Origin of the sequence: Citrobacter cronae (assembly GCF_016893685.1) — a bacterium.
Classification (GTDB): Bacteria; Pseudomonadota; Gammaproteobacteria; order Enterobacterales; family Enterobacteriaceae; genus Citrobacter; species Citrobacter werkmanii.
This window is the reverse complement of record NZ_CP069763.1, coordinates 1,579,510-1,592,566: the sequence shown is the minus strand read 5'-3', so window position 1 is coordinate 1,592,566 and position 13,057 is coordinate 1,579,510. Positions and strand designations below refer to the sequence as shown.

General features: G+C 55.6%; 8 protein-coding genes. 3 read left to right on the top strand and 5 right to left on the bottom strand.

All coding sequences use genetic code 11. The features are described from left to right. Positions 1–376: 376 nt before the first annotated feature. Both JSN25_RS06800 and pepE read left to right on the top strand, forming a co-directional pair. Positions 377–655: an addiction module antidote protein gene (locus JSN25_RS06800; protein WP_085049570.1), complete on the top strand. Its 279-nt coding sequence runs from the start codon at positions 377–379 to the stop codon at positions 653–655. Between the two features lie 109 nt (positions 656–764). Beyond that, a complete protein-coding gene (gene pepE / locus JSN25_RS06795) occupies positions 765–1,454 on the top strand; it encodes a dipeptidase PepE (protein WP_085049569.1) in 690 nt (229 codons plus the stop codon). Positions 1,455–1,581: 127 nt separating this feature from the next. Here pepE and JSN25_RS06790 read toward each other — a convergent pair whose 3' ends face one another. Together JSN25_RS06790 and metH are read right to left on the bottom strand one after the other, a co-directional pair. Next, a complete protein-coding gene (locus JSN25_RS06790) occupies positions 1,582–3,210 on the bottom strand; it encodes a Na/Pi cotransporter family protein (RefSeq protein WP_038636190.1) in 1,629 nt (542 codons plus the stop codon). A 213-nt stretch (positions 3,211–3,423) separates the two neighbouring features. After that, entirely contained in the window at positions 3,424–7,107 is a 3,684-nt protein-coding gene (gene metH, locus JSN25_RS06785) for a methionine synthase (RefSeq protein WP_204525552.1), read from the bottom strand. A 195-nt stretch (positions 7,108–7,302) separates the two neighbouring features. Here metH and iclR point away from each other — a divergent pair, with 195 nt between their 5' ends. Next, positions 7,303–8,127 (top strand): glyoxylate bypass operon transcriptional repressor IclR, encoded by an 825-nt coding sequence (gene iclR, locus JSN25_RS06780; protein WP_038636184.1) that lies wholly within the window; start codon positions 7,303–7,305, stop codon positions 8,125–8,127. A gap of 44 nt (positions 8,128–8,171) precedes the next feature. Here iclR and aceK read toward each other — a convergent pair whose 3' ends face one another. The 3 genes from aceK to aceB all read right to left on the bottom strand — a co-directional run bounded on the left by aceK (position 8,172) and on the right by aceB (position 12,993). Beyond that, on the bottom strand, positions 8,172–9,953 hold the full coding sequence (aceK, locus tag JSN25_RS06775; protein WP_085049567.1) for a bifunctional isocitrate dehydrogenase kinase/phosphatase: 1,782 nt from the start codon (positions 9,951–9,953) through the stop codon (positions 8,172–8,174). 102 nt (positions 9,954–10,055) lie between these two features. After that, the gene (gene aceA, locus JSN25_RS06770) at positions 10,056–11,360 is read right to left on the bottom strand and encodes an isocitrate lyase (protein WP_038636179.1); all 1,305 of its coding nucleotides are present in this window, start codon (positions 11,358–11,360) and stop codon (positions 10,056–10,058) included. A 31-nt stretch (positions 11,361–11,391) separates the two neighbouring features. Beyond that, a complete protein-coding gene (gene aceB, locus JSN25_RS06765; protein WP_042313075.1) occupies positions 11,392–12,993 on the bottom strand; it encodes a malate synthase A in 1,602 nt (533 codons plus the stop codon). Positions 12,994–13,057: the final 64 nt, after the last annotated feature.

Genomic DNA, 13,057 nt, shown 5'->3' with positions numbered 1-13,057 from the left:
AACTTCCGCTTTTGGCACAAAGCCGCCCCTATCCCCTGTTATCGTTTCTCGTATCAACCGCAGCGTCCTGAAAAACTACGTATTATTGCGAGGCGCTTTCCTGTTTCCTCCACCCAACATTTCCCCATACTCCCCATTTTTTATTCTCTAGTCTCAACTTGTCAATTCAGAATGTAGTTTATAAAATACATGGAACGTACTCATGGAAATTCTTCAGACAATGGTTTTCCAGCGTTGGGAGCAAAACTTACGGGACAGGAGAGCTAAAACGCTCATTGCTACACGCCTTTTTCGTTTGGCTCATGGTTTAGCTGGTGATGTCAAACCTGTTGGAGAATGCTCGCCCGTTCACTGGATTATCAAGAGATCTTCCACCATGAATAAACTTACGCAGTACGATCCCGCAACTGCGCTGGTCGATGATGAAGAAATTGCCGTTTTTATGGCCGATGCCCTCGAAACAGGCGATGCAGCGTACATTGCAAAAGCATTGGGCGTGGTGGCTCGCGCTAAGGGAATGGCGAACATCGCGGCAGAAACGGGATTATCCCGCGAACAACTTTATCGCTCTTTTAGTGAGAAAGGTAACCCAACGCTGAAAACTACGCTTGCAGTGATGAAGGCGCTCGGTATTGAATTGACGCTTAAAAAATAGTCTCAGCATCTGTCTCCTCTTTCAACATCGTGAGCCATATCAGGAAGGCGTTAGATCGATAGTGGTAGCATGACCGCGGTTTGTAATTTTCTGATTACATGGAGAAATGATGGAACTGCTTTTATTGAGTAACTCGACGCTGCCGGGCAAAGGCTGGATGGAACATGCGCTGCCGCTGATCGCAGAGCAACTGAACGGTCGCCGCACGGCGGTGTTTATTCCATTTGCCGGCGTGACGCAAACCTGGGATGAGTACACGGCGAAAACGGCAGCCATCTTTGCGCCAATGGGCGTTAACGTTACTGGCATTCATACCGTTACCGATCCGATTGCAGCCATTGAAAACGCCGAACTGGTGATTGTCGGCGGGGGTAACACCTTCCAGTTGCTGAAAGAGAGCCGCGAGCGTGGACTGCTGGCGCCGATTGTCGATGTCGTCAAACGCGGCGCGCTGTACATCGGCTGGAGCGCAGGTTCCAACCTTGCCTGCCAGACCATCCGCACCACCAACGACATGCCGATTGTCGATCCAAAAGGCTTTGATGCGCTGGGTCTTTTCCCGCTGCAGATTAACCCGCACTTCACCAACGCGCTACCGGAAGGCCATAAAGGCGAAACGCGTGAACAGCGTATTCGCGAGCTGTTGGTTGTGGCGCCGGAACTGACGGTGATTGGTCTGCCAGAAGGGAACTGGATCAAAGTGAGCAACGGTCAATCCGTGCTTGGCGGCCCGAACACCACGTATATCTTTAAAGCGGGTGAAGAGGCGGTTGCCGTTGAGGCAGGTCACTGCTTTTAGTTGATTTGTTGTCTGATGCCGGATGGCGGCTTCGCCTTATCCGGCATCAAGGTAGACGACAACATTGACGGTTATCCGCAGGCCCGGTAAGCATCAGCGCCACCGGGCAACATGTCACCTGTCCTTGTTAGTACTCACGCTCGTCGTCTTCATCCGGCTGTTCCAGCACGCTGTAAGCCACAGAGCAAAACAGTGAGTTCAGACGCTGCATATCGCCCAGCAACGCCAGGTGCAGGGAACTGGTCTCAATGCTCTGCACGTTCTGCTGATGCAGACGATCCACGTGCGCATGTGAATAACGACGGTTAAGGATGCGGAAACGGTGCTTGCTGCGGCGCAGACGACGGGCGCTGGTCACGTCGCCAGAGAAGAATACCGACATCGCCAGTTGCAGATTACTGAGCAGTTGATCGTACAGTGCATCAAGTTCTTTCAGCCCTTCTACAGAGAAGGCCCGACGCGCTGCCAGCGACTTGTCGGCAATCTCGCTGCCCATACGCTCAACAATATCCGACGCCTGTTCAAGGTTGAGCGACATTTCGATAATCTCCGCCCAACGGCGTGATTCCTCTTCTGCCAGTTCATCCTTTGGCATCCGCGCCAAATAGAGCTTAATCGCCGTGTACAGCACGTTGATATCGTCTGCCATCCTGCGCAACTCTTTCTCTTCACGCGGTTCACCGTGCATCACCTTCTTTAGCCCGTCCATCATCTGCTCCATCGCATCGCCAATACGCAGGGCTTCACGGGCGGCATTGGCCAGGGCCAGGGTTGGGGTATCCAGTGCGCTGATGTCCAGATGCTTAGGCTTCAGGTGGGCGTCCAGTTCCGGCTCATCACGGATAATACGTTTGCAAAAACGCGCCATCGGTTCGGCGAACGGCACCATCGCTATGCAACGTACCAGGTTGTAGAAAACATGGAAATAAATGACCAGCTCAGATTTCGGCAGCGGCAGCTCATCCATCAGATTCGCCAACGGATGAACAAACGGCAGGATAATCAGACTCCCCACCAGCTTAAACAGCAGGCTGCCAAGCGCCACGCGACGAGCAGCAGCGTTAGCCGCGCTATTGTTGAGCATCGCCAGCAGGCCGGAACCAAGGTTGGCGCCAATCACCAGGCACAACGCGACAGGAAACGAGATAATGCTGGCAGCGGTCAGGGTTGCCGTCAGCAAAACCGCCGCCAGGCTGGAGTAACTGATCACCGCGAACATAGCGCCAATCAGCGCATCCAGCATAATATCGCCGGTCAGCGAGGCGAAAATAACCTGTACGCCGTTAGCCTGGGTTATTGGCGTGACCGCCTGCACAATCAGCTCCAGCGCCAGTAAAATCAACCCCAGCCCGATGCCAACCCGCCCCAGTTGCCCCACGCGGGACTGCTTACGCCCGAGAAAAAAGATCACGCCGATGAAAATCAGCAGTGGGGATAGCCATGAGAGATCGAAGGTCAGGATACGCGCCATCAGCGCGGTCCCCACGTCGGCGCCCAGCACAATGACCAGCGCCGGGGTAAGCGCCACGAGGTCCTGGGCGACAAACGAGGTCACCAGCATGGTGGTGGCGTTGCTGCTTTGTACCAGCGCCGTCACGCCGATACCCGCACAAAAGGCGAGCGGCTTCTTTTCAACGCTACGGCTGAGTACGGTACGCAAACGGGCGCCAAAGACGCGCATCACGCCGGTACGCACAATATGTGTGCCCCAAACCAGCATAGAGACAGCAGAAAGCAGGTGTAACAGAGTTAGCACGGAATCAGGTTCTCCTTATCGTTATATGTTCCTGAGGTTCATCGCAATGACATACCGCCTGACGGCGCTACGCTTATCAGGCCTACAAAAATGAGCCATCCGGCAAACAGTGCCGATGAACGTTCTTTCAGTATAAGGGTTTAAACGTAAGAAAGAGACAGGGCACTCATTGAGTGCCCTGTTTGTTGTAAAGAAAGATGACAGTTTTGTGAATCAATCGGCGTCGTAGCCCAGATTAGGCGCTAACCAACGTTCAACTTCTGCCACGCTCATGCCTTTACGGAAGGCATAATCTTCAACCTGATCGCGCTGAATTTGCGCCACGGCGTAATACTTACTGTCAGGATGACTGAAATACCAGCCGGAAACCGAGGCGCCAGGCCACATGGCGAAGGATTCGGTGAGCTTCATCCCGGTATGTGCTTCGACGTCCAGCAGCTCCCAGATGGTGGCCTTTTCGGTATGTTCCGGGCACGCCGGGTAGCCCGGCGCCGGGCGAATGCCCTGGTAGTTTTCGCGGATCAGCTCTTCGTTACTGAGGTTCTCATTCGCCGCATAGCCCCAGTAGACTTTACGCACGCGCTCATGCAGATATTCCGCGAATGCTTCCGCCAGACGGTCAGCGATGGCTTTCACCATAATCTTGTTGTAGTCGTCATGCTGCGCTTCGAAGGCGTCCGCCAGCGCATCCTCCTCCAGACCACCGGTCACCGCGAAAGCACCGATGTAATCCGCTTTGCCGCTCAGTTTCGGCGCGACAAAGTCAGACAGGCAGTAGTTGGCGAAGCCGACTTTTTCCGTCTGCTGGCGCAGGTGATGACTAACGCTGATAACGTGCGTACGCGTCTCGTCACGGTAAATCTCGATGTCGTCACCCACGCGGTTAGCCGGGAACAACCCCACCACGCCGCGCGGGTTCAGGGTCTTCTCAGCGCTGAGTTTATCCAGCATGTCGTTGGCGTCTTTGAACAGGCGCTTCGCCTCTTCGCCCACCACTTCATCTTCGAGGATGCGCGGATACTTCCCGGCCAGCGACCAGGTCATAAAGAACGGCGTCCAGTCGATGTAATTGCGCAGCGTTTCGATGCTGGCCTCGACTTCCTGCACGCCTAACCGATGCGCGACCGGCGGCGTGTAGCTTTCCCAGTCGAAGGCCAGATCGTTATCACGTGCGGCCTGTAACGTTACCGGCGGCGTGCGAGGTTTCTTACGCGCATGCTGGATGCGCACGGTTTCGTACTCTTTACGCGTACGGGCGACAAAGTCATCGCGCTGGGTGTCGGAGAGCAGCGCGGCAACAACCCCCACGGTACGCGAGGCGTTCTGCACGTAAACCGTCGGGCCGCTGTAGTTCTGCTCAATTTTCACCGCGGTGTGCGCTTTTGAGGTGGTCGCGCCGCCAATCAGCAGTGGGATGGTGAAGCCCTGACGCTCCATCTCTTTCGCCACGTTGACCATTTCGTCCAGCGACGGGGTAATAAGCCCGGAAAGGCCAATCAGATCGGCATTCACTTCACGCGCCGTTCTGAGGATTTTCTCCGCGGGCACCATCACGCCAAGATCGACGATTTCGTAGTTGTTACATTGCAGCACCACGCCAACGATGTTCTTGCCGATGTCGTGCACATCGCCCTTCACGGTGGCGATGACCATCTTGCCGTTGCTGGAGCCTTTCTCTTTACTGGCTTCGATATACGGTTCGAGGTAAGCCACCGCCTGCTTCATCACGCGGGCGGATTTCACCACCTGCGGCAGGAACATTTTGCCCTCGCCGAACAAGTCGCCGACCACGTTCATGCCGTCCATCAGCGGCCCTTCGATCACCTCAATCGGGCGTTCGGCCTGCTGGCGCGCTTCTTCTGTGTCGAGCTCGATAAATTCGGTAATGCCTTTCACCAGCGAGTATTCAAGGCGCTTTTTCACGTCCCAACTACGCCACTCCGCCATCTGGGCATTCGCGGTGTCGTCGGTTTTACTGCCGCGATATTTCTCGGCCAGTTCCAGCAAACGCTCGGTACCATCTTCACGACGGTTGAGGATCACATCTTCAACCGCGTCGCGCAGTTCGGTCGGGAGGTCGTCATAGATAGCCAGTTGTCCGGCGTTGACAATGCCCATATCCATCCCGTTGCGAATCGCGTAGTAGAGGAATACCGCGTGAATAGCCTCACGTACCGGGTCGTTGCCGCGGAACGAGAAGGAAACGTTAGAGACGCCGCCGGAAATCAGCGCGTGCGGCAGCTCGCGTTTAATATCTTCACAGGCACCGATAAAGTCCTGCGCGTAGTTGTTGTGCTCTTCAATCCCGGTTGCGACGGCGAAAATGTTTGGGTCGAAGATGATGTCTTCCGGCGGGAAGCCCACTTCTTCGGTGAGAATTTTGTACGCCCGGCGGCAAATCTCAATTTTACGTTCGCGGGTATCCGCCTGGCCCTGTTCGTCAAAGGCCATCACCACCACCGCAGCACCGTAGCGACGCAGCAGCTTCGCGTGATGGATAAAGATCTCCACCCCCTCTTTCATCGAGATGGAGTTAACGATGCCTTTACCCTGAATGCACTTCAGTCCTTTTTCGATGACTTCCCATTTCGAGGAGTCGATCATAATCGGCACGCGGGCGATGTCCGGCTCGCCGGCAATCAGGTTGAGGAAGCGCACCATCGCCGCTTCGGCGTCGAGCATCCCCTCATCCATGTTGATGTCGATAATCTGCGCGCCGCTTTCCACTTGCTGGCGGGCGACGTCCAGCGCTTCGCTGTATTTCTCTTCTTTGATCAGACGCTTAAATTTCGCTGAACCGGTGACGTTGGTACGTTCGCCGACGTTAACAAACAGGCTATCGTCGCCAATGTTCAGCGGTTCAAGGCCGGACAGCCGGCAGGCCACCGGGATTTCTGGCAACTTGCGCGGCGGTAAACCTTCTACCGCCCGGCTCATCGCGGCGATATGTTCCGGCGTGGTGCCGCAACAACCGCCAACCACATTGAGGAAACCGGCCTCGGCCCATTCGCGAATCTGTGTCGCCATGGTGTCGGCGTCGAGGTCGTACTCGCCGAAGGCGTTCGGCAGCCCGGCGTTCGGGTGCGCGGTGACGTAGCATTCGGCAATGCGTGACAGCTCCTGCACGTACTGGCGCAGCTCGTCCGGGCCTAAGGCGCAGTTCAGACCGAAGGTCAGCGCATCGGCGTGGCGCAATGAGTTATAGAACGCTTCGGTGGTCTGGCCGGAAAGCGTACGTCCGGATGCATCGGTAATGGTGCCGGAAAGCATAATCGGCAGCTCGACGCCCAGCGCTTCGAACTCGGTTTTTACCGCGAAAATAGCGGCTTTAGCATTGAGGGTATCGAAGACGGTTTCAATCAGAATCAGGTCGCTGCCGCCTTCCACCAGCGCTTTGGTGGATTCGCGATAGGCGGCCACCAGCTGGTCAAAGGTAATGTTGCGGTATGCCGGGTCGTTGACGTCGGGCGAGATAGAGGCCGTACGGTTGGTTGGACCGAGCACGCCCGCGACATAGCGCGGTTTGTTCGGCGTGCGCGCCGTCCATTCGTCTGCCACCGCGCGCGCCAGCTTCGCCGCCGCAAAGTTGATTTCCGCCGACAGGGATTCCATCTGGTAATCCGCCATGGCGATAGTCGTGGAGTTAAAGGTGTTGGTTTCGATGATATCCGCGCCCGCCTCAAAGTAGGCGTTATGGATCGCGGCAATCACTTCCGGCTTGCTGAGAACCAGCAGGTCGTTGTTGCCCTTCAGGTCGCAAGGCCAGTCGGCGAAGCGCTCGCCGCGGAAATCCTCTTCGCTCAGACGATATCCCTGGATCATGGTGCCCATCCCGCCGTCCAGCACCAGAATACGTTCATTTAACTGCTGACGTAATTGTTCTACTTTGCTGCTCACACTCGCTCCCGACAACGCTCAACCAGACCGAAAAAAACTCAACAGGCCATACTGGCACAAACCTGAGAGGCGGAAAAGAGAACAACGGCCAACATGAGACATGTTCAGCTTCACTCATCCGATCAGTACAGGAATTCTTGCATTATAATCGAATAAAACGAAAATGATTTCCACGATACAGAAAAGGAGTCCGCCATGGTTGCCCCTGTCCCCGCGAAACGCGGTAGAAAACCCGCCGCTGCCACTACGCCTGCAACCGGGCAGGTTCAGTCTTTGACCCGGGGTCTGAAGCTACTGGAGTGGATTGCGGAATCCAACGGCAGCGTGGCGCTAACCGAGCTGGCGCAGCAAGCCGGTCTGCCGAACTCAACAACCCACCGTCTGTTGACTACCATGCAGCAGCAAGGTTTTGTCCGCCAGGTGGGCGAATTAGGCCACTGGGCCGTGGGTGCGCATGCGTTTATCGTCGGCAGCAGCTTTTTGCAAAGCCGCAATCTGCTGGCGATTGTGCACCCCATTCTGCGCAAACTAATGGAAGATTCGGGTGAGACGGTAAACCTGGCCGTGCTGGATCAAAGCGACCATCAGGCCATTATTATCGACCAGGTGCAGTGCACCCAGTTGATGCGCATGTCTGCGCCTATCGGCGGCAAGCTGCCGATGCACGCCTCCGGTGCGGGCAAGGCATTTTTATCTCAATTGAGTGAAGAACAGGTTACCGGTCTGCTGCACCGCAAAGGGCTACACGCGTATACCCATGCCACGCTGGTGTCGCCGGTCCATCTGAAAGAGGATTTGGCGCAGACACGTAAGCGCGGCTATTCCTTTGATGATGAAGAACACGCGCTGGGCCTGCGCTGCGTGGCGTCGTGCATTTATGATGAACACCGTGAGCCGTTCGCCGCCATCTCCATTTCCGGGCCAATTTCACGTATTACCGATGACCGCGTGACCGAGTTTGGCGCAATGGCGATCAAAGCAGCGAAAGAAGTCACGCTGGCGTACGGCGGGTTTAGATAAGCAAGGGTTGGGACTGATTTGTAGACCTGATAAGCGCAGCGCCATCAGGCACGGCGTACATTGCCGGATGGCGGCGCAAGGGCCTTATCCGGCCTACGGTCGGTTTCATAACGTACGCTAAACCGCTGCCGACGACGGTAAGCGTAAACATCTTCCACGTGACCTTCCCGGATCCGCGTTTGCAGCCCTCGCCAGTAGTCGGCGCTGAACAGGTCAGCGTGCATCTCCTCAAACAACGGCCCGATGCGCGGGTCGGCACATAGCCAGTGACGAAACTCTTCCGGGAAGACATCCCCCGGCGACACGCTGTACCACGGTTCAGCGCTCATCTCATCTTCCGGGTAGCGCGGCGGTGGGATATGGCGGAAATTCACCTCCGTCATATAGCAAATTTCATCGTAGTCGTAGAACACCACGCGCCCGTGGCGGGTCACGCCGAAGTTCTTAAACAGCATATCTCCCGGGAAAATATTGGCGGCGGCCAGCTGACGAATGGCGTTGCCGTACTCTTCTATCGCGTCGCGCAGCTGCTGGCCTTCGACCTGCTCCAGCCAGATATTCAGCGGCACCATGCGCCGTTCGATATACAGATGGCGAATAACAATCTGATCGCCGAGATCGGTAATTTTTTCCGGCGCTTCCTGTAGTAGCAGCGCCATCAGCGCCGGGTCGATTTGCCGTTTATCCAGCACAAAGTTTTCAAACTCCTGGGTATCGGCCATGCGCCCGACGCGATCGTGCTCTTTCACCAGCTGGTAGCAGGCGCGGACGTGCGCGGCGGACATCTCCTTTTGCGGCGCAAATTTGTCTTTGATGATTTTAAACACCCGGTCGAAGCCCGGTAGGGTAAACACCAGCATCACCATGCCGCGGATCCCCGGCGCTTCGATAAATTGCTCATCGCAATCAGCGAGATAAAGCAGATACTCGCGGTAGCTTTCGGTCTTCGCGTGTTTCTGACAACCAATCGCCATATACAATTCAGCGGTGGTTTTACCGGGCAGGATCTCGCGCAACCACTCCACTAACGCCGCGGGCAGCGGAGCGTAAACCATAAAGTAGGAGCGGGCAAAACCAAACACAATGCTCGCTTCCGCCGTCGTGGTCAGACAGGTATCGACAAACAGTTCGCCTTCGTCAGTCCGGTGGATTGGCAATAAAAACGGCAGCGTCCCGGAAGGGGTAATCAGCTTACCGACCAGCCAGGCGGCCTTATTGCGATAAAACAGTTCGTTCGCCACCTGTAAATGACAGCGCGGCAACACATCCGCACCCAGAGTTTCGGTCAGGTGTTCAATGATGTAGTGGATATCACGATGTTTGTTCTGCCACGGTAGACGCAGAGGCAGATCGCTGAGAACGCGGGTGAGCAGCCACTCCCAGCCGGTATCGGGAAAAAAGTCTTTCGCCAGCGGGCGGGGGATCGTGCGAAAACGGCGCTCTGGCTGAGAGCTAAAAATAAACAGCCGCTCGGGAGTCAGCGAGCGGTGGTCAAATAACCGGCAGTAAACGGAGTTAAAGAAGCTCTCCGCAATCTCGAAGCGCGGATAATCCGGCAAGAGCCGGGTGTAATGATCTTTCACGCGGAGCAAAAAATCCGCGTCGGTACTTTTGCCGTCAGTAATGCAGCGCAGCTGTTCCACCACCAGACCCACATGATGATCGTAAAGGTGAATACGGCTTTTCATCGCCTGCTGAACCGCATGCCAGTCGGCATGTTCAAAACGCTGCTGCGCGCCGGAGGTGACTTCCAGAAAACGCCCGTACTGGGCGTCGAAACCTTGTAAAATTGTCTGAGCAATCAGTAATTCCAGGCCACGCGTCATCGATATCTCCCATCCGGCACAACGTCATGCCGGATGGCGCATGCGCTTTTCCGGCCTACATCCCTTCGTAGGCCCGGCAAGCGCAGCGCCACCGGGCATTGATCAGAACTGCGATTCTTCGGTGGAACCCGTTAACGCGGTAACGGAAGAGGCGCCGCCCTGAATGATGGTGGTAACTTTATCGAAGTAGCCGGTACCCACTTCCTGCTGGTGGGACACGAAGGTGTAACCGTCTTTTGCCGCCGCAAATTCTGGCTGCTGCACCTTCTCAACATAGTGGCGCATGCCTTCACCCTGCGCATAGGAGTGCGCGAGGTCGAACATGTTGAACCACATGCTGTGAATACCTGCCAGGGTAATGAACTGGTATTTATAGCCCATGTCCGACAACTGCTGCTGGAAGCTGGCAATGGTTTTATCATCCAGGTTTTTCTGCCAGTTAAACGACGGCGAACAGTTGTAGGCCAGCAGTTTACCTGGGAATTTCGCATGAATGGCATCGGCAAAGCGCTTCGCCAGTTCGAGGTCTGGTGTGGAAGTTTCACACCACACCAGATCCGCATATGGCGCGTAGGCCAGACCGCGGCTGATCGCCTGCTCAATACCAGCATGTGTACGGAAGAAGCCTTCGCAGGTACGTTCGCCAGTAATGAACTCGCTGTCGTAGGCGTCGCAGTCAGAGGTAATCAAATCAGCTGCGTCAGCATCGGTACGCGCAATCACCAGCGTCGGCACGCCCATCACGTCGGCAGCCAGACGGGCCGCCACCAGTTTCTGAATAGCTTCCTGAGTCGGCACCAGCACCTTACCGCCCATGTGACCGCATTTTTTCACTGATGCGAGCTGATCTTCGAAGTGAACGGCTGCTGCACCAGCCTCAATCATCGATTTCATCAGTTCAAACGCGTTCAGAACCCCGCCAAAGCCCGCTTCCGCATCGGCAACGATCGGCAAGAAGTAATCCACGTAGCGCGGATCGTTCGGCTCAATACCGCTTGACCATTGGATCTGATCCGCACGACGGAAAGTGTTGTTGATCCGATCCACCACTGCCGGGACGGAGTTCGCCGGATACAGCGATTGATCCGGATACATGCTGGAGGCCAGGTTGGCATCTGCCGCCACCTGCCAGCCAGAAAGGTAAACCGCTTCAATACCGGCTTTCGCCTGTTGCAGCGCCTGGCCGCCGGTCAGCGCGCCGAGGCTGTTGATATACCCTTTCTTCGACTCACCGTGCAGCAGACGCCACATTTTCGCCGCACCAAGCTGCGCCAGCGTGCATTCCGGGTTGACCGAGCCACGTAATTTCACCACATCCTCCGCGCTATATGGACGGGTGATGCCTTCCCAGCGCGGTTGAGTCCACTCTTTCTGTAATTCTTCGATTTGTTGATTACGGGTTTTCATGTGCAGATGCTCCATATTGTTATGTGGTGAGTTAAGCCAGCAGGCGGTAACCTGGCAGGGTCAAGAAATCGATCAGTTCATCAGAGGTAGTGATTTGCTCCATCAGACGCGCGGCATCGTCAAAACGCCCGCTGCTGTAGCGGTGCTCGCCCAGTTCGTCCTGAATCACCAGCATCTCTTCGGCCAGCATCTGGCGGAACAGCGGTTTGGTCACCGGCTTGCCGTTGCTGAGCGTTTTCTGGTGGTGGATCCACTGCCAGATGGAGGTGCGGGAGATTTCGGCGGTGGCCGCATCTTCCATCAGACCGTAAATCGGCACGCAGCCGTTACCGGAGATCCACGCCTCGATATACTGCACCGCGACACGGATATTGGCGCGCATACCCTCTTCGGTACGCTCACCGTCGCACGGTGCCAGCAGCTGTTCGGCGGTAATTGGCGCATCTTCTTCACGCGTCACAAACAGCTGATTTTTGTTTTCTCCGAGCACGTCGTTGAATACCGTCATTGCGGTATCTGCCAGGCCCGGATGGGCAATCCATGTACCGTCATGACCGTTATTCGCTTCCAGCGCTTTATCCGCTTTTACCTTGGTCAGAACCTGGTTGTTACGCTCGGCATCTTTACTGGGAATGAACGCAGCCATGCCGCCCATCGCGAACGCGCCGCGTTTATGACAGGTTTTAATCAACAGACGCGAGTAGGCGCTAAGGAATGGCTTATCCATCGTCACCACCTGACGGTCCGGCAGCACGCGGTCCGGGTGGTTCTTCAGGGTTTTGATATAGCTGAAAATGTAATCCCAGCGGCCACAGTTCAGGCCCACAATATGGTCACGCAACGCGTGCAGGATCTCATCCATCTGGAAAACAGCGGGCAACGTTTCAATCAGCAGGGTCGCTTTGATGGTGCCGCGCGGCAGGTTAAAGCGGTCCTCTGCATAGCTGAACACTTCACTCCACCAGGCAGCTTCTTGCCAGGCCTGCGTTTTTGGCAGATAGAAATACGGGCCACTGCCTTTTGCCAGCAACGCTTTGTAGTTGTGGAAGAAGTAGAGTGCAAAATCGAACAGGCTGCCCGGGATGGATTCGCCACGCCAGGTGACGTGTTTTTCCGGCAGATGCAGACCACGCACACGACACACCAATAAAGCTGGATTGGGTTTAAGTTGATAAATTTTACCCGCTTCGTTGGTGTAACTAATGGTGCCATTAACCGCATCGCGCAGGTTGATCTGCCCGTCGATAACTTTGCTCCACTCAGGGGCCAGCGAATCTTCAAAGTCAGCCATAAAGACTTTGACGTTCGCGTTCAGCGCGTTGATGACCATCTTGCGCTCAACCGGTCCGGTAATCTCTACGCGGCGATCCAGTAAATCATCAGGAATACCGCGAATTTTCCAGTCGCCCTCACGAATGGAAGCTGTTTCCGAAATAAAATCAGGCAACTTACCGTTATCAATATCCTGCTGCTGCTGGATCCGCGCAGCCAGAAGCTTATTCCGCTTAGGCGTAAATCTTGTCACCAGTTCAGTCAGAAACTCCACCGCTTCTCCGGTCAGGATTTGCTGCTCCTGTTCGCCACGCGGCCTGGTGAAGACCAGTTCATCGGTTGTCGTTGCCTGTTGATTCATTGCGTAGTTCCTCGTCAGTGATCCAAACACATCCCCAATGCGAACGAAGGATCGTTGTGCGGTT